The following is a 21,234-nucleotide window of genomic DNA, read 5'->3' on the forward strand; positions in this document are numbered from 1 at the left end:
GCCTTGCCTCTCTTTCCAGCTATTCGAACGAGGGCCGTAGTGAATTCTGACGTCTTTGCGCCATGGGATGACCCGCAGGCGAAACCCTTGATCCAGTTCCGAAACGTGACCAAGCGTTTTGGTGAATTTACTGCCATCGACAACCTGTCTTTGGATATCTTCGAGCGAGAGTTCTTTGCCCTGCTTGGTCCGTCGGGATGTGGAAAAACGACGATGATGCGGATGCTGGCCGGGTTCGAAACACCGACCGAAGGCCAAATCCTGCTTGGGGGGAAGGATATCGACCCGATCCCGCCCAACAAGCGGGCCGTGAACATGATGTTCCAGTCCTATGCCCTTTTTCCGCATCTTAGCGTCTGGGAAAACATCGCCTTTGGCTTGCGCCGGGACAGAATGCCCAAACACGATCTGGAAGACCGGGTCGAAGAGATGCTGCGCCTGACCCGGCTTGAACAGTTCGCCCGCCGCAAACCGCATCAGATTTCAGGTGGGCAGAGGCAGCGTGTGGCACTGGCGCGCTCGCTTGCCAAGGCACCCAAGCTTTTGCTGCTGGATGAACCGCTGGGCGCGCTGGACAAGAAATTGCGCCAGGACACCCAATTCGAACTGATGGATATTCAGGAAAAAACCGGCACTACATTCGTGATCGTTACGCACGATCAGGAAGAGGCCATGACAGTCGCCAGCCGTGTGGCGGTGATGGATCAGGGTCAGCTTATGCAGGTAGCCACTCCGGACCGGATTTATGAGAACCCCGCCTCGGTCTATGTCGCTGATTTCATCGGGGACGTGAACATCATCGAAGGGCGCGCGACATCTGTCGGAGAGGAAACCTATCAGGTAGACTGGGCCGAAGGGCAAGCGCCGCTGACCTCCGCATCAGCAAAGAACTTTGAAAACGGTCAGTTGTGCCATCTGGCGATCCGGCCGGAAAAAGTGACAATCTCGGCCGAGCGTCCGGCAGATGCAGTGAATGCGGTGCAAGGCAAGGTTCATGACATCGCGTATCTGGGCAATCTGTCCACTTATCACGTTGAACTTGCAAACGGCACAATCATCAAGGCACAGACGGCCAACACCCGCCGCATCTCGCGCCGTTCATTCACCTGGGAAGACCCGGTCTGGCTGTCCTGGACGGCCACGGCTGCGGTTCTGCTGGCCGACTGATGCGCCGCGCTGTTCTGATCGCCATACCTTATGTCTGGCTGTTGGCGCTGTTCATGGTGCCATTTTTCATCGTTCTGAAGATTTCGCTGTCGGATACCGCGCTTGCGATCCCGCCCTATACACCGACACTGGATTTTTCAGCTGGTTGGTCGGGGATCAAAGAGTTCTTCAGCCAGCTTGATCTTGAAAACTTCATCTGGCTGACCGAGGACGACCTGTACTGGAAAGCGTATCTGTCCAGCGTCAAGATCGCTTTGATCTCAACCTTCCTGACTTTGCTGGTTGGCTACCCCATCGCCTATGGCATGGCCCGTGCACCCGAGGAATGGCGGCCAACGCTGATGATGCTGGTGATCCTGCCTTTCTGGACGTCATTCCTGATCCGGGTCTATGCGTGGATGGGCATTCTGTCGAATGAAGGGTACCTTAACCAACTGCTTCTGTGGACGGGCATCATTTCGACGCCTTTGACGATCCTGAACACTTCGACCGCCGTCTATATCGGTATTGTCTACACTTATCTTCCGTTCATGATCCTGCCGATTTATTCGTCATTGGAACGCATGGATGGTTCGCTGATCGAGGCGGCCGAGGATTTGGGCTGCTCGAGGGCACAAGCCTTCTGGCTGGTCACCATTCCACTGTCCAGACCGGGCATCATCGCAGGTTGTTTTCTGGTGATGATCCCCGTGATCGGCGAGTTTGTGATCCCGTCACTATTGGGTGGGTCCGGCACGTTGATGATCGGCAAGGTGTTGTGGGAAGAGTTTTTCTCGAACCGAGACTGGCCCGTGGCAAGTGCTGTCGCGATCGTGCTGTTGCTTATTCTGGTCGTTCCCATTGTGCTGTTCCAGCGCAACCAGCAGAAACAGGCGGAGGCTGACGGATGAACAGATTAAGCTGGTTCAATACGGTTTCGCTGACGCTGGGTTTTGCGTTCCTGTATATTCCGATGATCATCCTGATCATCTTCAGCTTTAACGAAAGCAAGCTGGTCACGGTCTGGGCCGGATTTTCGACCAAGTGGTATGGTGAACTGGTTCAGAACGAGGCATTTCTGGATGCTGCATGGGTCACGGTCCGGGTTGCGGTGTTTTCCTCGACACTGGCGACGATTCTGGGGACTGCGGCCGCTTATGTGCTGGTTCGGGGCAAGCGGTTCTTTGGCCGGACATTGTTTTCCGGCATGATCTATGCACCGCTTGTGATGCCCGAGGTGATCACCGGCCTGTCCCTGCTGTTGCTGTTTATCGGGATCGGGCTGGACCGGGGTATCCTGACCATCGTGCTGGCCCACACGACCTTTTCGATGTGTTTTGTCTCGGTTGTCGTCTCGTCACGGCTTGTGACATTCGACAAATCGCTGGAAGAGGCCGCTTTGGATCTGGGTTGCTCACCCGCGCAGGCCTTTGGTCTGGTCACCCTGCCGATCATCGCGCCTGCGGTAATCTCGGGCTGGCTGTTGGCTTTCACATTGTCGCTGGATGATCTGGTTATTGCCTCGTTCACATCGGGCCCGTCGGCGACGACCCTGCCGATCAAGATCTTTTCGGCCGTGCGGCTGGGCGTCAGCCCCGAGATAAACGCGCTGTCGACGATTATGATCGCGGTCGTGACGGTTGGGGTGATTACGGCCTCACTTGTGACCAAACGCGCGATGATGCGCCAACGGCAGGACGAGCAGGCCGCTGCGCGCACCGAATGAAACGGATATTTCCCGAATACACCTATGGCGCAGGTCCTCGTGGTGGTTGCTGGTGGGACGAAACCATTGCAAACCCGAACTGGCCAGAGTTTCAGGGCGATCTGAACGTTGATGTCGCCATCGTCGGTGGCGGCTTTACAGGGGTCTCAGCGGCTTTGCATCTGGCTGAAAACGCTACCTCGGTTGCTGTGCTCGAGGCAGGCCCACCGGGGTGGGGCGCATCAGGTCGCAATGGCGGTTTCTGCTGTCTTGGCGGATCGAAGCTAGGGCAAAAGTCCATGGTGCGCCGCTATGGCCGCGAAGCGGCGCAGGCCTATGAGACGGCTGAACAGGACGCGGTCCAGCTGGTTGCCGATCTGCTGGCGCGGCATCGGATAGATGCGGATACGCATTCCAATGGTGAGACCCAACTGGCCCATTCGCGACATGCGATGGATGTCCTGCGCCGACACGCGGACGAGACCGGCATTCTGCACCAAGCTGCTGAATTACCAGCGCTTGGAATGGGTGGTGCATTCTTCGGAGGGTATACTCTGCCGGTCGGCTTTGGGCTCAATCCCCGGAAATACCTGTTCGGGTTGGCAAGCGCTGCGGCGGCTTCGGGTGCGAATTTCTTCCAGAACAGCCCCGTTTTGAACATTGAAAAAACAACGTCCGGCTTCAGACTGCAAACAAGCGCAGGGCAGGTTAACGCTCAGGTCGTGCTGATTTGTACCAACGGGTATTCTAGCGAAGACATCCCGGATTGGATGTCCGGACGCTACTTGCCTGCGCAATCGACGGTGATGGTAACACGCCCGCTTAGCCAGGCAGAACTATCGGCGCAGGGCTGGAACTCGGACCAGATATGTTACGACACGCGCAATCTTCTGCACTATTTTCGCCTGATGCCGGATGGGCGCTTTTTGTTCGGAATGAGAGGCGGCTTGTTGTCGTCGCCCCGGTCCGAGGCCGCGATCCGGGCAAAGGTTCAACAGGATTTCAAACGCATGTTCCCGGCCTGGGCAGCAGTTGAGGCGACTCATATCTGGTCGGGGATGGTGTGCCTTTCGCGAAGCCTGATGCCTTATGTCGGTGCCGTGCCTAAGCAGCCAGGCATGTTTGCCGGATTTGCGTATCATGGCAACGGCGTCGCTATGGGGACTTACAGCGGGCGCGCATTGGCGCGGCTGGCATTGGGCAAAGAGGCCCACTTGCCAGCCCCGATGAGGCAAACTCCTGAACGGTTTCCGTTGGGTCGCTGGCGTCGCGCATTGATGCCACCGGCATACGCCCTGTTTGCGCTTTCCGACCTCAGGTAAACTCAATCGGTTTCAGGATTTCGATTTCCAGTTTCAACCCTTCGGAATAGTCGGGTGCACCGTTTTCTGCGCGCCACAGGCAATAAGCGGCCATGCGCCAAGCATACCATGGCTTGAGCCGTTGATAACGGGCAACAATCTCGGGTCTGCGATAGGCGGACAGAAACTGAACTTCTTCCGCGTCCGACAATGGTGAGCCCCGGTACAACCTTTGCATTGCCGGGGACAGAAACAGCGCAAGGTCTTCGCACGGGTCGCCAAAGGCCGGGCATTGCCAGTCGATCAAGGTCAGGCCGCGGGACGCGACCAGAATATTTCCAGCGACCGGATCGCCATGGATCAGGCAAGTCTTGGTCGTGGGGGGGACGGATATCGAAGGTTGCAGTTTTGCCAGTTCGTTTCGGGTTTCTGACCTGCACCCTTGCAGAATTCTGTGCCCATGGGCCATCAGGTCCGCGCTGCCGTTACACCCGGCGGGCGCTGGAATGGTGTTGGGCAGCGAGTGCAACCTGCGCAGCAGTTCACCAACCTTGTCCGACCCATTCCGCCAAGGTGTTCCGGGTGCGTGGTCGTAAAACACCCAATGCGCGTTCCTGTGCTGTCCTGCGGCGCGAAGCCTTGGTACAAATCCGGTCGGACCAAGCGCCTTGAGGCAGAGGGCTTCCAGCTTTGCATCATTTCGAAACAGGGGGTTGCGTAAGGTCGGGCTGTAGAGCTTCAGTACTTTGTCGCCGTTGTCCCCCAGCACTTTCCACACCCTGTTGGTCCGACCACCATACAGGATTTCGAACTGCGCGTACATGTTGACCAACCCCATAGTGCTGAGGTGTTCAACCAGATCATGAGGGGGGGCAGGCAGGTCGGGCAGAGGTCTTTTCACTTCTTCTAGCGAGTCGAGTTGCCAACCTTTGGCCCGTACTGCCTGACAGATCAAGCGCCCGTTCGGACCGCAGTGACCAGATCTGCGGAAATCACTTGACCACCTTGCAGGGTCAGCAGAACAGCATCCTCTCCCACCTGCGCTTCGACAACGCGGTTATAGGCAGCGACCGGTTTCTCGGAAATCAGCCGGTCATTCTTGTAGCTTTCCAGCGTCGCGGTGTAGTTGCCAGTAGCCATCGGATCGCCTGAGGAACTCACACCTGCCCAAGCAAACTCCGTCGCTGTTGTGGGAACAGAAACCGTGTCGACGACTGTGCCTTCATGATCACGGATCACCAGTCTGGTTGCGTCCGCGTCAGAATCCGCGTTCGAGAACAGGGTCACCGGCTGGCCGTTGAAATGGAAACCCGAGGCAGATCGGACGTCCATTCCGACCCAGCTTGCAAGGTCGTTCAGATTGACACTGCCAAGCGTGCTGGTCAGGGCGGAAAGCAGGTCATTGGTTTGAACCTGTTGTTCAACCATCGAAAATTGCGCAAGTTGCGATGCGTATTCGGTTGAATCCATCGGCTCCAGCGGGTCCTGATTCTGGGCCTGCGCGGTCAGCATCAGCAGAAACGTTTCGAAATCCGAGGTGATCGCAGAACTCCGGGACGGACCGGCAGTTTGCTGAGAGGTGGCAGCCTGTGTGGCGGTGACGGGTGTGATCATTTTCAATATCTCATATCGATGCCCCTGACCGGAGCAGGAGTTTGTGGAAGCGGCGTGGCTTGAGCGAGGTGTACGTTCTGAACCGGTTCGGATTCCGGTGCGGCCTGAGCGTCGAATTCATCTGTCCACTGATCCCGTGCACCTGAATCCGACGGAGTCCCCAGATCAATGCTCAGGTTTCCATAGCCCAGTTTCTGAAACTCCTCCGTAAGAACGGACAGGTGGCGGCGCAAAAGTTCCATCGTGTCCGGGCGTTCGGTTGCGATTGTCATCTGTAGCCCGTCATCCCGACCGTTCAGCACAATGGATACGCGCCCCAATTCTTCGGGGCTTAGCGAGATTTCCATGATGCCGGTTCCCGGTCGGGTCTGAATCGTTGCCGCCAATTGCCCGGCTATGGCACGGGCAATTTCAGCACGGGCGAACGGAGAGGGCATCGCCGAGTGTTGTGCCACCTCGCGGGGGGCTTGCTGAACGGGTTCGTCTAAGGCGATGGGCACAGAGTCAACCTCATGAACCGGTGCCGCCTGTTCCGCTTCGATTGAGTTGAGGATCAGTTGAAGCTGCGCAACGGGTGTCGCGCGGTTTGGATTTGTCGGATTGGGCGTGGCAGCGACTTCCGCTGTCTCGGGCGCCGTCTTTGCGCTTTCAAGGAGGGGTTCGGCTTTCAACCCGCCTGTCTGGTCCTTTGATCGGGTTGGCTGGCTCAGCACAGGCAAAGCCTCTGAGGGTTTTTGGGCTGGCGTGACCTGGGTCGAAGCGGTGTGAACCTGCTCTTCGATTGGTTGCCCGGGCACAAAGGGTTGAATGTCGGTCTGACGGGGCAAACCCGTTGACGCAACGGTTTGTTCCGGTTCTGTCGTACCCGTTGCGGGGATATCCGCTGCGGCAGGAACAAACGGCGCGGGATGCACTGTATCTGCCCCAGGCGTTTCGGATGTCCCGGCCATTTCGGTCTGCGATGAAATGTTGTTTGCCAACTCTGGTGCCCGAGGTGAAATCTCCTCGACAGATGCCTCAGCCGTGTTTGACAGAACGGCCTCAACCTCAATCTCGGCAGTTTCGTCGGTGGTTTCGATAGAAGTGGCCAAAGTCGTGGTGCCGGGGAGAGGATGTGTTTGGTTTCCCTGTTCAAGGATGTCCTCGAAACTTTCCGCCCCGGCAGTACGACCCGGTTCTTTGGCGGGCGAATTGGGTTTCGCAGTTGCTGTTGGCGCTGCGGCCGCCAGCGTTAGTGGGTTGGGCATTTTGCTCTGGCTCCGTGTGATTGATCAGAACTCTGCCCGCAGGAAGTTACGTTTATTTTAACCGCTTTCACCTTTGATCGAGAAAGTTCGAAGCATTTTCGGAGAAAACTATGCACGTCTCAACAATTCCCCAGGTGGCTCAAACGCCATTGGCCCAGACCCGACTGAAAGACGCGGCCATCGAGTTGGAGGCCGCATTCCTCAGCGAAATGATGAAGTCGGCCGGATTGGGCAAAACGCGCCAGTCTTTTGGAGGAGGAGCCGGTGAAGATCAGTTTTCTTCGTTTCTTGTTCAGCATCAGGCACGCGAACTGGCCCGGGCTGGAGGGGTGGGTTTGTCAGAAATTCTGCTGAAATCGCTGATGGAGAAAACCGATGGCATCTGAGGTCGACATGGCACTGATCAAATCTCTGGAAGAAGTTCTGGATCTGGAGCGTGCGGCGCTTATCCAGGGCGATTTGGACCGCCTGACGCATATGGTGCCGGAAAAAGAAAAACTGATCGGCGCGATCAACGACCTTCAGGTGCTGGACAGCGATGCATTGGTTCGGGTGCAGCAGAAAGTCGAACGCAATCAGGCATTGCTGAACAGTGCCGCCGACGGGATTCGGGCCGTCGCCAGCCGCATGGCTGAACTGCGACGGGTTCGGCAGGAATTCAGCACGTACGGCGCGGATGGGCAACGAAGTGAGTTTTCCGTTCGAAATACGGCAAAGCTGGAAAAACGCGCATAGGCCTGGGTTTGATTCAAATCTGAAACACCTGGTTCGGGCGTTTTAGCACTCCGTTAGGGGATCGGGCTCAAAAGTGATGCTGCACCTGGAAACATCAGGTGGCGCGAACAGCCACGCGGCGCGTCGCACAAGTCAGAAAGACACCAATGCCCGCAGATATTGTGGGGTGAACATGGGCGAAAATCGCCCGAAGGCAAAAGGATAAAAGCTATGTCCAGCATTCTGACAAACAATGGCGCGATGGTTGCGCTGCAAACTCTCAAGTCGGTCAACAAGAACCTGGCGATGACCCAGAACGCGATTTCGACCGGTAAGGACGTCGCGACAGCCAAGGACAACTCGGCGGTTTGGGCGATCTCGAAAGTGATGGAGTCCGACGTCAAGGGCTTTAACGCGATCAAAGACAGCCTCGCGCTGGGCGAATCGACTGTTGCGGTTGCGCGAAATGCGTCTGAAACTGTCACCGACCTGTTGACCCAGATGAAAAGCAAGATCGTCGCGGCGCAGGAAGACAACGTTGATCGCGGTAAGATCAATGACGATGTGACCGCACTGAAGGATCAGATCGCATCGGTTGTCAGCGCGGCCCAGTTCAACGGTCTGAACCTTGTTGACGGCTCAACCGGCTCTGCATCGATCCTCGCATCGCTGGATCGGGACAACACCGGGGCGGTGACTGCGTCGTCAATCTCAGTCTCGGGGCAGAACCTGTCGACCGGTGGATATGTCACCAAACAGGTTTTCGACGGCTCTACCGGCGCATCGACCGGCAATGACCGCGTGGGGGCAACCATTGACAATGGTGCAACGGCCGCGACGGCGTTGGTGACCGATGAATCCAGCGGTGCTTTCGCGGCCGGAGATAAGGTTGTCGTCGCCATTAACGATCAGGTTGTTTCCTATACCGTTTCCGCGGAAGACGCTGCCGCGACGACGACCGGTGACCTTGTTGCTGTCGGATTGAAATCGAAGATCGAAGAGCTGGGAATTACCGGTCTGACTGTCGATTACGACTCCGGCACTGCGGGTACGTTGTCGGTTACAAACGGCACAGGATCTGACATCTCGTTCTCGGCTCAGTTCGTGAATGCGGGTGCCGGTGGTTTGGGCGCGCTGGCAGGTATTGATGTGTCGACAGGTGCGGGGGCGACCGCTGCGTTGGCGGCTGTCGAATCGCTTATCGACACGTCGATTGATGCCTCGGCCGCCTTTGGCTCGGCGCAGGGTCGTATCGAGACCCAGAAAGAGTTCATTTCGAATCTCTCTGACTCGTTCAAATCCGGTATCGGCGCGCTGGTCGACGCTGACATGGAAGAAACCTCGGCGCGTTTGCAGGCCCTTCAGGTACAGCAGCAGCTGGCAACACAGTCGCTCTCGATCGCCAATCAGGCTCCGCAGTCGATCCTGTCGCTGTTCCGCTAATACGCAACGCGGTCCGGGGCGCGGTTATCGCGCCCCGGTCGTGACCACCTGACGACGGCTTTTTGGAAGGAATTCAAGTGACCCCGCAAACCCTCGCTCAATACACTTATGCGCAAGCCGCCGCGCCGACGCGAACGCCCCGTGATACTGAATATGAGGCAATTTCCAGGATTACACGGCATCTCAAGGCAGCTAAAGCGCGCAAGGCAACGGATTTCTCAGCGTTTGTTCAGGCCGTGCACGAAAACCGCCGGTTATGGGGCGTGTTGGCGACGGGTGTCGCGGATTCGGCAAACGCGTTGCCAAACGATATTCGCGCCAGGATCTTCTACCTTGCCGAGTTTACGGAACTGCACAGCAGCCGCATTTTAGCGGACGGCGCGTCCATCGAACCATTGCTTGAAATAAATACGGCGATTTTGCGCGGGTTGCGCCAGATGAGGGCAACTTGATGAGCGGGCTGGTTCTGAAACTCGCCCCGAAGGAAAGGGTGCTGATCAATGGTGTTGTGATTGAAAACGGCGACCGCCGTGGCCGGTTTTCAATCATGACGCCGCAGGCCAATGTCCTGCGGCTGCGCGATGCGATACATCCGGATGAAGTAAATACTCCAGTGCGCCGTGTCTGCTATGCCGCACAGCTTGTTCTGTCCGGAGACATGGATCCGGTTCGGGCACGTCAACACCTGTTGCGCAGCGTGGAAGAGCTGAGCCAGGTTTTTACAGATACAGACAGCCGCCGTGTGTTGTCCGAGGCAACAGACGCGCTGGTGGCCGAGCAATACTATAAATGCCTCAAGTCACTTCGCTCGCTTCTTCCGCGCGAAGAACGGTTGATGGCCTATCAGCAATGAGCTTTCAACCGGTCATCCCCACTGGCGGGATCGTCGGCTGGCGGTTTCTGCAACGTACTTATCAAGGTCAGTTTCAAAGTTTCTCGTCTTCGGCAGTGAATGAGAGGGAGACGAAGTATTTCCTGGACAACATTGGGAAAGTGAAGACCGCCGAACAGTTGGTTTCGAACCGCAGATTGTTGCAGGTCGCTTTGGGTGCCTTTGGGTTGGAGGCGGATGTGGACAACCGGTTCTTTATCCGGAAAATTCTGGAGGATGGAACACAGGCGGAGGACGCTTTGTCCAATCGTTTGGCAGATAAACGGTACCGGGAATTTTCGGATGCTTTCGGGTTTGGCCCGGGGGCTGTTCGAAAAACGGTGCTGGTTACCAATATGGAAAAGATAGCCCAGGCCAATCTGTCTGCGCGGTTTGAGGTTGCGGTTGGACAGTCGGATGAGACGATGCGTATTTCGCTCTATGCCCAGCGTGAGCTGTCTGATCTGGCGAAAAGCGGAAGCAGTACAGATACGAAATGGTTCGATCTTATGGGATTGCCCCCGCTGCGCAAAATGATGGAAACGGCACTTGGGCTACCGCAGTCATTCGCCCAACTGGATATCGACAAACAATTGGTCGAGTTCAAAAGCCGGCTATTCCATCTGACTGGATCGGATGATCTGGCACAGTTTTCGGACCAGAAAGCAGTTGAGAAACTGACCGACACCTATCTGGCCAGAAGTCAAATCGCGGGTCTTCAGAGTACGATATCGCCAGCGCAGACCGCTTTGATCTTGCTTGGGGCTGTGTGATCAGAAGACGCGGGGCAAAAGTCCGGGCCGCAATCAAGTATCCGACGTCTCTCGTTTAACCTGCACAAACCACATGTTAACCGTTCAAAATCTCGTCGGCCGTGGTGTGCAAAGCGTAGCATACAACGGGTCGAGACACGTTGTGCAGGTTGACCGCGCCCAATGGCAAGGCGTTGGAACAGGCAGGCTCGATATCTTCGGAAACGACTATGCGATGGCCTTCGGTTTTCCCATATTCGCCCAACCGCGCTGCTATGTTGGCCGCTTGTCCAATAACCGTAAAATCAAGTCGTTCACGAGAGCCCACATTGCCATAGGTGACGCGCCCATAAGCCACGCCAATAGAACAGTCGCAATGTATGCCGGTACCTGCTTTACGCAACTCTCCCAACGTTTCGACGATTTTGATTGCCGAGCGCTGGGCATTGGCACGGGCCGCGCTGGCGTTTTCATTGGCTGCCGGGAATACCGCCAGAACAGCGTCACCAATGAATTTCAGAACTTCACCTTCGTTTTCGTGAACGATACCCGAGACGGTTTCAAAGAACTCGTTCAAAACACTGATATATGTGCCCCGCCCCAGTTTCTCTTCGAGGCTTGTCGAGTTGCGGAGGTCACAGAACATGATTGCAGCGTCGATTTCATCCCCGTCACCGCGCCGGATCTCACCCCCCAACACGCGTGCGCCAGAGCGTTTTCCAACATATGTTTCCAGCAAAACCTGTGCATTCTCGCGTTGCATGAACACTTCGTAAAAGCGTGCGATTACCGAAGAGCATTCGAATACAAGGCCCAGATTCTCGGTGGTGAACCCGTTGGGATGGTCACAGGTCAGGGTCAGAACGTTGGTCCGACCGTCAGAGAAGGGCAACGGCATCGCGACATAGTCGGTGGCACCCTTTGCCCGCAACTCCTCCATGATTGGGAAGCTGTAATGCGGGTTATCGTCGTTCAGTCTTTGCCGTACGCCGCCCAACCCGTTCGAGACATGGCGCAACGGGCTGTTGATGAAAGCCGGGTGATCATAGATTTCGTAGGTCGGGGCGCGGGTCAGAATCTCGTCCTGATCCTTTTCCCAGATATAGTGTTTGCCCGCGATCAGGGGGTGCAAGGACCATGCCAGAATGCTCAGCCGCTGGATGGCGATGCCGTGCTCCAGCATCTTCTCGGCCAATGCCTGGGTAAAGCTTTCGGGCGTGGTCGCGGCGGAAGCACCGCGCATCAGCCAGTCGATCAGTGGTCCGCTGATATTGCCGTCGTCAGGCTCGCGCAGGCGATTGTTGCCCAGGTCAATCCGGGTGTAGGCGCCGGACACAAACCCGATACAGCCCCGGATGTCCGCGCTTTCCGGCAGGGCTTGTTCATAAGCCCAGACGGAATTGGTCAGGGGCCCCGAGGCCAGTTGGATGTCGTGGTAAGTGGCGGTGCCTTTGAACGGGCAGAATGTTTGCAGGTCTGTTTCTTCGCTCAGATCCACACATACATCTGCGCGGGGAACGTAAATCGTTGGCGGCAAACGCGTTTCATACATCACCTTTGCGTTTGTGCTTTCAGCCAGAAGAATGTCGTTCCGGTAAATGGCAATCCTGCCTTCCAGCGGCTCAACTGAGATTCCATATCCATTCATCTGTGGCGCGGCGTGGACGTTCATAAGCGACCTCCTCTGCCTGGGGTTTGTTTAGAATGGGGCTTTCCACCTGACATTCCAAGAGGCTGCAACGGGAATTTACCGGGCGCGAGCGACGCGCCAAAACGTCAGACCATTTGAATGACGTCCTTCTCGATCGACAGCATATACCCCTTCTTGGCAATATTCTTGACCAGCAGTTCGCTGACCATCTGGTTGCCAAGCGCGTCGCGCAACCGCTTGATCCGTGTTGCGCCCGCGGCTTCGTCACAATCGGCGGCATCGCGACCGGAAATCATGGCCTCGATCTGGGCGCCGGACAATACCTCGTCATCCAACCGGGATTCCGCAAGAATCGACAAGGTTTCCATCGCGGCGGGCGTCAGTTTGAAATCCATGTTGTTAAGGTAGACAGTGTTTTCTTCGCGACTGATCAGCAGCGACGTTACCTGAATGCCGGTACGTTCGATCTGTGCCATGCGCCGGTTCAACAAGACCAGCATCACCAGAAAGACCAGTGCCGAGATCATCATCGCACTGGCAAAAACCAGCAGCACATAGATTACCATCCGGTAACCGGACAGGGTGTCAGCAAAGGCGGTGCCAGACTGGGCCAGAATTTCAAGCAGGCGAATCTCGGTCTGTGACGTCAGATCGGCCTCGACAAACAGCCGCTCGACACGTGCGTTGAACGCATTTGCGTCCGGCAAGGTCCAGAACAGGAAAACGGCAGCGGTGATCAGAATGACGACAATGGCCGCGATGCCCAGCACAACCAGACGGACACCCGACCGGCGTGCATCAGAAACGGAGATAGAATTGTCCGGCATTGCCTTTCCTCTGATCCAACCCTTCCGGCCCGAAAACGGACTGCACTTCAAGCAAGGTCCAACCCGACGCGTTCAGGCGCTGGGCGATTTCTGCCCGGGCCTGCCCCTTGTCGCAACTTGTGACCTGCATGACGCCGTAATGCAAACGCAGCGGGTTGTCCTTCTTGGCTTTGTAGTCCGCATAACAATCTGCCGCTGTCGCAGCAGAACCAAGCGATAACAGGGCCGCAAAGGTCAGAGAAGAGAGGATCTGTTTCATAGGCCGCATCCTGCGCATGAGTTGCCGCGATATTCAATAACCCAAGGGGTTTGCTGCCCCTGATATCCGATAACACCGGGCCGTTATTGCTTGTCTGGGGCAGGTGCCCCCAATTTCAGGGCAATCAGCACGCGGTCCGTCATACGGTCGCACGAACATCCGAAAGGACAGGCATCATGCATAAGAAATTCATCGCTTTGATCATTGCGACCGCGGTTGCGATTACCGGTGTGTCGGCTTCTCAGGCGAAGGCGGCCGACGCAAAGGACATTCTTGGGGGGCTGGCGGCCATCGCTATTATCGGTGCCGGCGTTCATTACTATAACAAGGAAAAGAAAAAGGATCGGGCGACGCGTCATCAGACCTATACCCATACACCACATGTGACGCAGCCGGTGCGTCCGTTGCCGCCGCATGTGGCGCGTTACGACCTGCCCCAGCGCTGCCTGCGCACGTATGATGGGTATTCGCAGGACCATCCGCTGCTTGGGCCGAAATGCCTCGAGAAACATTACAAACATGCCAATAGCCTGCCGCAAGAGTGCAAGGTCGGTTTCTGGAATGGCAAAAAGGTCAGGCGGGCCTATGAACCTGCATGCCTGCGCCAGAAGGGATACCGCGTCGTTTATCAGTAGTTCGGGTTGAGCAGGAACGGCGCCAAAGAAGTGCCGTGAGAGAGAGGGTGGTGTGGGCCGCCCTCTCTTTTCTTCTTGCGGTGCTACGCGAAACGCGGTTTGCCAAGGGCATGACAATGCCAAACTTCGAACTTGAGCAGGCGCTGCTGGACATGGGCCACATCCGTATCGCCGGTGTGGATGAGGTCGGGCGCGGCCCATTGGCCGGGCCGGTTGTGGCTGCCGCCGTGATTCTGAACCCGAAGCACTTTCCCGAAGGGTTGAATGACTCAAAAAAGCTGACCGCAAAACGCCGGGCCGTGCTGGACGCCGAGATTCGGGACGCTGCTGAGTTCGCGGTGGCCGAAGCCTCTGTCGCCGAAATTGATGAGGTCAATATCCTGAGGGCGTCGCACTTGGCGATGATGCGCGCGGTGGAGGCGTTGACCCCGGCACCTGATTTCCTGTTGATCGATGGCAACCTGATTCCGCAGGGTCTGAGATTTCCGTCACAGGCAGTTGTGAAGGGCGATGCACGATCGGTGTCGATCGCGGCTGCTTCGATCCTGGCGAAAAACTGGCGCGATCAGGTGATGGTGGATTTAGCGCAACAGCATCCGGGTTATGGGTGGGAAACCAACGCAGGCTATCCGTCAAAACAACACAAGGAAGCGCTGCGAAATCTTGGCGTGACCCCACACCATAGGCGTTCGTTCAAACCGGTGCACAATATCTTGTATCAAGAGTAAATCGTAAGCCGCTGATTCAAAAAAGAATTTGACGGCGAATCGACTTTGACTCATCCTTGTCTCAACCAAATGAGCGCAAAAGCGCCGTGGACACTTGAGGCAGTGATATGACAACAACCACCAAAAAGGGCGCAAAAGCGCTCCCTTTAAACACGATTCTATCCGGGGACTGCATCGATGTGATGAACAGTCTGCCCGAGGCGTCAGTGGATCTGATTTTTGCGGATCCGCCGTATAACCTGCAATTGAAAGGTCAGTTGCATCGCCCGGATAATTCGCAGGTCGATGCGGTGGATGATCACTGGGATCAGTTCGCAAGTTTTGGTGCGTATGACCAGTTTACACGCGAATGGCTGAACGCGGCGCATCGTCTGCTGAAACCCAATGGTGCGATCTGGGTGATCGGGTCTTATCACAACATTTTCCGCGTGGGGTCAGCGCTGCAGGATGCCGGATACTGGATTCTGAACGACGTTGTGTGGCGTAAGTCGAACCCGATGCCGAATTTCCGCGGCAAACGGTTCACCAACGCGCATGAGACGATGATCTGGGCGTCCAAGCGCGAAGGCGCGAAATACACCTTCAACTATGAGGCGCTGAAAGCTCTGAACGAAGGTGTGCAGATGCGCAGCGACTGGGTGCTGCCGATCTGCACCGGGCATGAGCGGCTCAAGGATGAAAATGGTGACAAGGCGCATCCGACGCAAAAACCGGAATCGCTTTTGCACCGCGTGCTGGTCGGCTCGACCAACCCCGGCGATGTGGTGCTGGACCCGTTCTTTGGCACCGGCACCACCGGGGCCGTCGCCAAGATGTTGGGGCGCGAATTCATTGGTATCGAGCGAGAGGAAAGCTATCGCAAGGTGGCTGAGAAACGCATCGCCAAGGTCCGCAAATTCGACCGCGAGGCGCTGGAGGTCAGCGCAAGCAAACGTGCCGAGCCACGTGTGCCATTCGGTCAGCTGGTTGAACGCGGGATGTTGCGCCCGGGTGAAGAGCTTTATTCCATGAACCAGCGCCACAAGGCGAAGGTGCGTGCAGATGGAACGCTGGTGGGCGACAATGTCAAAGGGTCGATTCATCAGGTTGGCGCGCATCTGGAAAATGCCCCGTCCTGCAACGGCTGGACATACTGGTGCTTCAAACGGGACGGCAAGACCGTGCCGATTGACATCTTGCGGCAACAGATCCGCGCAGAGATGCACAACTGAATTCACGAACACCGCCGGTGCCTGTGGCCTGACACATGGCACTATGCCTTGCCCCGCCGATCAACCGGCGGGGTCTTTTGTTTTGCCTTCAACAGTGATTGCATAAGGCTGCCAAGCCTCCGCAAGAAAGACCACGGCCATGACCGAGACGACCGCACAGCCCCGCCGAAGCCTGTTTTTCACCCAGCCCGATGCGTTTGATCTGGACAACAAATATACCGAGGCTGCGTTGGAACGGCACAAGCGCGAGGGTCTGGAACTGGCTGTGCGTGCGCGATGGGTGGCGATGGCGCTGACTGCGGTGCTGCTCATTTTTCTGAACCCGCAATGGGAGGTGCTTTGGTATCACTTCATTCTGCTGCTGATCTGCGCCAACGGATGGTTGATCCGCAGAGCAGGTCGTGTCGGGCAATCGCGGGGCGAGTTATTTTTGATTTTCGTCGACCTGCTGATCATGACGCTCGGGATGATCGTACCCAATCCCTTCAGCGATGATGTCAGGCCATTGGCCATGCAATACCGGTTCGACAACTTTCAGTACTTCTTCATCATTCTGGCCGCGGGCACATTGGCTTATTCCTGGCGGACCGTGATCGCCATCGGGTCCTGGACGGCGATGATGTGGTCGATCGGGTGGATCGTTGCCTGGTGGGTCGCAACGCCTATTCCCGGGATCAGCGAAAAAGTTGCAGCCGCCTTGCAAGGCTACCCGGATGTTGCCGAGCTTCTGGATCCGAACAGTTTCATGGCGCCTCAGCGCATCCAGCAGGTGATCGTGTTCATGATGGTGGCCGTGACTTTGGGCCTTTCGATGCAGCGGCTGAACCGGCTATTGATGAGCAATGCAGGGCTGGAACGGGAACGGGCCAACCTGTCACGCTATTTTTCGCCCAACGTGGTAGAGGAGCTGAGCCAGAATGACGAGCCGCTGAAACAGGTCCGAAAAGAGAATGTGGCCGTTCTGTTCATCGACATCGTCGGGTTTACGAAATACGCCGCCGGTCGTGACCCCTATGATGTGATCGAAGTGCTGCGGGGCTTTCACGCCCGCATGGAAACCGAGGTTTTTCGTCACCACGGGACCCTGGACAAGTATCTGGGGGATGGGCTGATGGCGACCTTTGGCACCCCGGTGCCCACGCCGTTGGACGCAAGCAACGCGCTGGGATGTGCGCGCGCGATGGTCAGCGTGATCGACCGATGGAATCTGGACCGCCGCCGGGCGGGAGAGCCTGAAATCCGCGTCGGGATCGGGGTGCACTATGGCTCGGTCGTGCTGGGCGACATTGGTGCGAACCGGCTTGAATTCGCGGTCATCGGGAATGCCGTCAACGTCGCGGCCAAGCTCGAGGCGCTGACGCGTGATTTGCAGGCGCGTATCGTGGTCAGTGACGCTGTGCGCGCGCGGATTGCAGAGGAAAACCAGTCTGCGTCTGTCGCCATGACTGGTTTTGCAGAGCTTACCGATCAATCCGTGCGCGGCGTGGAAACACCGATGGATATCTGGGTTATGAAAGGCTGAAGACCTTACACCTCGCCAGAACAGTACCCAAAGCGCCGAGCCTGATGGGCCGGGCGGTGCATCGGTTACGCATCAGGTGCGGGGTTCAGGGCCTTGTTATAGGCGTGCCAATCGGTGATCTCGGGGTAGTACTGGCGCCGCCATTCCCGGACCCGTGGGTTCATGACCCGCCGCCACAGCGGTGGGATCATCGCAGCCACAGTCATGACGGGATAGCCATAGGGCAGTTGCGGTGCCGTTTCGGGCGTGTGGTGTTGAAGCAGCGGGAACCGGCGGTTTGGTTTGTAATGGTGATCCGAATGGCGTTGCAGATTGATCAGCAACCAGTTTGAAGCTTTCTGCGAGGCATTCCAGGAATGTCTGGGCAGGACGTGCTCATACCGCCCGTCGCCCAGATATTTCCGGGTCAACCCGTAATGTTCAACGTAGTTGACCAGTTCCAGCTGCCAGATCGCGACACCGGCTTGCAAAAGAAAAAGGGCCAGACCGGACCATCCTCCGATCAGCGCCGCCAGTGCCAGCATCCCCCCTTGCAACGCCCAGTACCGCCAGAACGGGTTGGAGCGGTCGATCCAGGGGCGGTCCTTGCGGGCCAGTTTTCCGCGTTCAGCGTTGAAGGCCGAGATCAAACTTTGCCGCAACACCCTAGGGTAAAAGCGGTGAAACCCTTCGTTGTATCGCGCCGTCACCGGATCGCGTGGCGTTCCCACATGACGGTGATGGACCAGCAGATGCTCGGACCGGAAATGAGAATACAGCACCATGGCAAGAAGGATATCGCCCAGCCAGCGTTCCCAACGGCTTTTCTGATGCATCAGCTCGTGGCTGTAATTGATACCGACCGTACCCGTGATAACACCCATGCCAAAGAACAGGCCGATTTTCTCAGGCGTCGAAAGCTGACTGCCGTGGCTCGCGTACCAGATCAGGCCAAACAGGGTAAGGAACTGAAGGGGTGCCCAAAGCTTGGTCAGCAGGATATACCGTTGCAGAGCATCGTCTGGCGTCTCAGGGTCCGCATTTCCCACGTTGAGCCCGGTGATCCGGTCCAGCACGGCAAAGACCCACCAGGTCGAGATCGGGATCAGCAGAACCCACCATCCGCCCGCGAAAGCAGTGAACCAGATCAGTGGGATCAACAGCAGGGACACCCAGAAGGGTGATGCCGATTGCCAGCGTGCCATCGAGACTGTTGCGCTCATCTCTGGTGCTCCTACTAGATGGGGACAGCCTAGCCGCGAGGCCAGGGAATGCACAGCGGTCTTATTGTCCTTTCCACAGATCATAGGCTTTGCGCATCACCGTGGGCAGGTCGCTGGGTTTGAAGCTGTGCTTTCCCACTGCGATTAGATGATCGGGAGCATCTTGACCGGTGGTTTCTGCGGTCCAGATTCTTAAAATCAGATGAAAATGCGTAAAAGTGTGGCGCACCTCGCCCGACACCATCTTCCAATCTGCCGCAAGCGGGGGGTGCTCGACCGGATCGTCAGCCCACTCCGATCCGGGCCAGCCCAGCATTCCGCCCAGCAGACCCTTGTCCGGTCGGCGCTCGAGCAGCAAGGCCCCATCTGGCATGCGCGCGATGTAAACGTGACCGTGACGGGTGGGTTTGGGCTTTTTCGGTGTTTTTCGGGGAAGATCAGCCTGTGTTCCCGCAAGCCGCGCTTGGCATGGATCGCGCAGCGGGCAAATGCCACATGCCGGGGATTTCGGTGTACAAATTGTGGCCCCCAAGTCCATGACCGCCTGAGCGTAATCACCGGGCCGATTAGAAGGTGTCAGCGCCGAGGCTTTTTCCTTCAGCAAGGGTTTCGAGCCGGGCAGCGGCGCGTGGATGTCGTAAAATCGGGCCATGACGCGTTCGACATTGCCGTCCAGAACCGTTTCAGGCTGATCGAAGGCGATGGCCGAGATTGCCGCAGCTGTATAAGGGCCGATGCCGGGTAAATTCAGCAGCGCACCATAAGTTTCGGGGAACTGACCATTGTGATCCCGCGTCACAACGCGGGCGCACTTCAAGAGGTTGCGCGCACGCGCGTAATACCCAAGGCCGGCCCATTCCCCCATGACCTGCTCATCCGGCGCGGCGGCCAGCGCCTGAACCGTAGGCCAACGTGTCACGAAGCGCAGAAAGTAATCCCGCACCGCTGCTACAGTCGTCTGTTGCAACATCACTTCGGATAACCAGACCCGATAGGGGTCAGGGCGTACCCCGGCGGCGCGCTCTGCCGGTCCTGTGCGCCATGGCAGGGCGCGAGCGTTGTGGTCATACCACTCCAGAAGCGCAGCGCTGACGGTGAATTCAAAGGAATCACGCAAGTTTTATTCGTCTCCCTGTCAGGTTTCGCTGGCACCTGGTGTTCTGCCTACTACAATAGCGGTGCAGGAGTTGGAAACCAGATGCAACGCAGACGTTCGTCAACCCGCGGGTTCAAGCGCACCGCGTCTTTGCTGAATGACCAGATCAGGCGCGCCGGGGAAAGCCGGGGCTTTGCTGTGTCACGTCTGTTGACCCATTGGGCCGAGATCGTGGGTCAGGATACCGCCGCCATCGCGCGCCCAGTCAGTGTCGGTTATGGCAAAGGTGGTTTCGGCGCGACTCTGACCGTTCTGACCACAGGTCCGCAGGCCCCGATGCTGGAAATGCAGAAGGAACAGCTGCGTGGTAAAGTGAACGCGGTTTACGGTTACAATGCCATCAGCCGTGTCCGCATTACTCAGACCGCTCCGACCGGATTTGCCGAGGGGCAGGCCAGTTTCGACCATAAACCGAAGCAAGCAAAACCCGAGATTGCACCTGAAATTGCTGCCGAGGCAGACAAAGTGTCACGCAGTGTAAATGATGAAGATTTGCGCGCGGCCCTTGAACGTCTTGGGCGCAACGTTTTATCCAAACAGAAACGCTGAGAAAGGGCTGAGAATGAGCCGTATTGCAACCGTAATCTGTGCGGCCGTCGCCGTGGCCGCTGGCGGCTATTGGGTGTCGCTGTCAAATTCCAATACAAGTTTTCCGCTGGTCAGTGCCGCCGAGGCGCAAGAGGCGGACCTGGATACATCCACCATCATTGACATGGTTCAGGGCGCCGAGGGCGCGCCTGTCGAAATCATCGAATACGCATCCTACACCTGCCCGCATTGCGCGAATTTCCACAAGAGCGCGTATAAACAGCTCAAGAAGGATTTCATTGATACTGGTAAGGTCAAGTTCACCTATCGTGAGGTCTATTTTGATCGCTACGGACTGTGGGCGTCGATGGTGGCCCGCTGCGCCGGTCCCGAGAAATTCTTTGGCATCACCGATCTGATCTATGAAGGTCAGGCAGAATGGACGCGCGCAGGAGGTCCGGCCGAGATCGTCGATGAACTGCGCAAGATCGGTCGTCTGGCAGGTATTGATGGCGACCAGCTTGAGGCCTGTTTGCAGGATGGCACCAAGGCGCGAACATTGGCCGCATGGTATCAGGAAAACGCTGAACGCGATGGAATTCAGGCGACCCCGTCCTTCATCGTGAATGGCAAGAAAGTCGACAATCAGTCCTACGCGGACTTCAAAAAGCTGATTGAAGCTGAGCTCGGCAGCTGACTCGACCCCAGCTGGCCCCGCCGGG

The 21,234-nt window shown here is 57.1% G+C and carries 24 protein-coding genes; 16 read left to right on the forward strand and 8 right to left on the reverse strand.

Translation table 11 applies throughout. The features are described 5' to 3' along the window. Nucleotides 1–39: 39 nt before the first annotated feature. Genes ACR0BZ_RS14060 through ACR0BZ_RS14075 form a run of 4 tightly spaced genes read left to right on the forward strand, consistent with a single transcriptional unit; the run spans nt 40 to nt 4,173 of the window. On the forward strand, nt 40–1,167 hold the full coding sequence (locus ACR0BZ_RS14060; protein WP_267363695.1) for an ABC transporter ATP-binding protein: 1,128 nt from the start codon (nt 40–42) through the stop codon (nt 1,165–1,167). Further along, complete coding sequence (locus ACR0BZ_RS14065) at nt 1,167–2,057, forward strand: ABC transporter permease subunit (protein WP_480484141.1); 891 nt, start codon at nt 1,167–1,169, stop codon at nt 2,055–2,057. The genes ACR0BZ_RS14060 and ACR0BZ_RS14065 overlap by 1 nt, the downstream gene beginning before the upstream one ends. Further along, nucleotides 2,054–2,872, forward strand: a complete 819-nt coding sequence (locus ACR0BZ_RS14070) for an ABC transporter permease (RefSeq protein WP_480474178.1) — start codon at nt 2,054–2,056, stop codon at nt 2,870–2,872. Before ACR0BZ_RS14065 ends, ACR0BZ_RS14070 begins: the two co-directional genes overlap by 4 nt. Then, a complete protein-coding gene (locus ACR0BZ_RS14075; RefSeq protein ID WP_480920522.1) occupies nt 2,869–4,173 on the forward strand; it encodes an NAD(P)/FAD-dependent oxidoreductase in 1,305 nt (434 codons plus the stop codon). Before ACR0BZ_RS14070 ends, ACR0BZ_RS14075 begins: the two co-directional genes overlap by 4 nt. Here the strand turns inward: ACR0BZ_RS14075 and ACR0BZ_RS14080 are convergent. The 3 genes from ACR0BZ_RS14080 to ACR0BZ_RS14090 are packed head-to-tail and all read right to left on the reverse strand — an operon-like array spanning nt 4,166 to nt 7,013. Further along, nucleotides 4,166–5,053, reverse strand: coding sequence for a phosphotransferase (locus ACR0BZ_RS14080; protein WP_480484139.1), 888 nt, complete (start codon nt 5,051–5,053; stop codon nt 4,166–4,168). The two genes, ACR0BZ_RS14075 and ACR0BZ_RS14080, sit on opposite strands and share 8 nt — an antisense overlap. Before the next feature lie 50 nt (nt 5,054–5,103). Next, complete coding sequence (locus tag ACR0BZ_RS14085; protein WP_480833082.1) at nt 5,104–5,766, reverse strand: flagellar hook capping FlgD N-terminal domain-containing protein; 663 nt, start codon at nt 5,764–5,766, stop codon at nt 5,104–5,106. A gap of 2 nt (nt 5,767–5,768) precedes the next feature. After that, nucleotides 5,769–7,013, reverse strand: coding sequence for a flagellar hook-length control protein FliK (locus ACR0BZ_RS14090; RefSeq protein ID WP_480920523.1), 1,245 nt, complete (start codon nt 7,011–7,013; stop codon nt 5,769–5,771). Between the two features lie 110 nt (nt 7,014–7,123). Between ACR0BZ_RS14090 and ACR0BZ_RS14095 the strand changes: the two genes are divergently transcribed. The 6 genes from ACR0BZ_RS14095 (at nt 7,124) to ACR0BZ_RS14120 (ending at nt 10,814) form a co-directional block, all read left to right on the forward strand. After that, entirely contained in the window at nt 7,124–7,399 is a 276-nt protein-coding gene (locus ACR0BZ_RS14095) for a rod-binding protein (protein WP_480920524.1), read from the forward strand. Then, nucleotides 7,389–7,748, forward strand: coding sequence for a flagellar biosynthesis protein FlgN (locus tag ACR0BZ_RS14100; protein WP_480920525.1), 360 nt, complete (start codon nt 7,389–7,391; stop codon nt 7,746–7,748). Before ACR0BZ_RS14095 ends, ACR0BZ_RS14100 begins: the two co-directional genes overlap by 11 nt. A gap of 210 nt (nt 7,749–7,958) precedes the next feature. Beyond that, nucleotides 7,959–9,170 (forward strand): flagellin N-terminal helical domain-containing protein, encoded by a 1,212-nt coding sequence (locus tag ACR0BZ_RS14105; protein WP_209505009.1) that lies wholly within the window; start codon nt 7,959–7,961, stop codon nt 9,168–9,170. 77 nt (nt 9,171–9,247) lie between these two features. After that, nucleotides 9,248–9,622, forward strand: coding sequence for a flagellar biosynthesis regulator FlaF (gene flaF / locus ACR0BZ_RS14110; protein WP_480920526.1), 375 nt, complete (start codon nt 9,248–9,250; stop codon nt 9,620–9,622). Further along, entirely contained in the window at nt 9,622–10,023 is a 402-nt protein-coding gene (gene flbT, locus ACR0BZ_RS14115) for a flagellar biosynthesis repressor FlbT (RefSeq protein WP_480625257.1), read from the forward strand. Before flaF ends, flbT begins: the two co-directional genes overlap by 1 nt. Continuing rightward, nucleotides 10,020–10,814, forward strand: coding sequence for a DUF1217 domain-containing protein (locus ACR0BZ_RS14120; RefSeq protein ID WP_480606330.1), 795 nt, complete (start codon nt 10,020–10,022; stop codon nt 10,812–10,814). Before flbT ends, ACR0BZ_RS14120 begins: the two co-directional genes overlap by 4 nt. 76 nt (nt 10,815–10,890) lie before the next feature. On the opposite strand, the gene ACR0BZ_RS14125 is transcribed toward ACR0BZ_RS14120, so the two are convergent. From ACR0BZ_RS14125 to ACR0BZ_RS14135, 3 genes are all read right to left on the reverse strand, one after another. Continuing rightward, a complete protein-coding gene (locus ACR0BZ_RS14125) occupies nt 10,891–12,465 on the reverse strand; it encodes a DUF427 domain-containing protein (protein ID WP_480920527.1) in 1,575 nt (524 codons plus the stop codon). 104 nt (nt 12,466–12,569) lie between these two features. Then, nucleotides 12,570–13,271 (reverse strand): winged helix-turn-helix domain-containing protein, encoded by a 702-nt coding sequence (locus ACR0BZ_RS14130; protein WP_480506439.1) that lies wholly within the window; start codon nt 13,269–13,271, stop codon nt 12,570–12,572. Beyond that, nucleotides 13,243–13,530, reverse strand: coding sequence for a hypothetical protein (locus ACR0BZ_RS14135; protein ID WP_480484131.1), 288 nt, complete (start codon nt 13,528–13,530; stop codon nt 13,243–13,245). The genes ACR0BZ_RS14130 and ACR0BZ_RS14135 overlap by 29 nt, the downstream gene beginning before the upstream one ends. A gap of 176 nt (nt 13,531–13,706) precedes the next feature. Between ACR0BZ_RS14135 and ACR0BZ_RS14140 the strand changes: the two genes are divergently transcribed. From ACR0BZ_RS14140 to ACR0BZ_RS14155, 4 genes are all read left to right on the forward strand, one after another. Further along, the gene (locus ACR0BZ_RS14140) at nt 13,707–14,165 is read left to right on the forward strand and encodes a hypothetical protein (RefSeq protein ID WP_480920528.1); all 459 of its coding nucleotides are present in this window, start codon (nt 13,707–13,709) and stop codon (nt 14,163–14,165) included. A 110-nt stretch (nt 14,166–14,275) separates the two neighbouring features. After that, nucleotides 14,276–14,893 (forward strand): ribonuclease HII, encoded by a 618-nt coding sequence (locus tag ACR0BZ_RS14145; protein WP_480920529.1) that lies wholly within the window; start codon nt 14,276–14,278, stop codon nt 14,891–14,893. A gap of 107 nt (nt 14,894–15,000) precedes the next feature. Next, on the forward strand, nt 15,001–16,104 hold the full coding sequence (locus ACR0BZ_RS14150) for a DNA methyltransferase (RefSeq protein ID WP_480920530.1): 1,104 nt from the start codon (nt 15,001–15,003) through the stop codon (nt 16,102–16,104). A 139-nt stretch (nt 16,105–16,243) separates the two neighbouring features. After that, a complete protein-coding gene (locus tag ACR0BZ_RS14155) occupies nt 16,244–17,626 on the forward strand; it encodes an adenylate/guanylate cyclase domain-containing protein (RefSeq protein WP_480920531.1) in 1,383 nt (460 codons plus the stop codon). Nucleotides 17,627–17,691: 65 nt separating this feature from the next. Here the strand turns inward: ACR0BZ_RS14155 and ACR0BZ_RS14160 are convergent, their stop codons facing one another. Together ACR0BZ_RS14160 and mutY are read right to left on the reverse strand one after the other, a co-directional pair. Then, nucleotides 17,692–18,828: an alkane 1-monooxygenase gene (locus tag ACR0BZ_RS14160; RefSeq protein ID WP_480920532.1), complete on the reverse strand. Its 1,137-nt coding sequence runs from the start codon at nt 18,826–18,828 to the stop codon at nt 17,692–17,694. A gap of 61 nt (nt 18,829–18,889) precedes the next feature. Further along, nucleotides 18,890–19,945 (reverse strand): A/G-specific adenine glycosylase, encoded by a 1,056-nt coding sequence (mutY, locus tag ACR0BZ_RS14165; protein WP_480920533.1) that lies wholly within the window; start codon nt 19,943–19,945, stop codon nt 18,890–18,892. Between the two features lie 81 nt (nt 19,946–20,026). Between mutY and ACR0BZ_RS14170 the strand changes: the two genes are divergently transcribed. Then, nucleotides 20,027–20,533 (forward strand): DUF721 domain-containing protein, encoded by a 507-nt coding sequence (locus tag ACR0BZ_RS14170; RefSeq protein WP_480484125.1) that lies wholly within the window; start codon nt 20,027–20,029, stop codon nt 20,531–20,533. 13 nt (nt 20,534–20,546) lie between these two features. Next, nucleotides 20,547–21,209, forward strand: coding sequence for a DsbA family protein (locus ACR0BZ_RS14175; RefSeq protein ID WP_267365070.1), 663 nt, complete (start codon nt 20,547–20,549; stop codon nt 21,207–21,209). Nucleotides 21,210–21,234: the final 25 nt, after the last annotated feature.

Source organism: Ruegeria sp. P8, assembly GCF_056534665.1.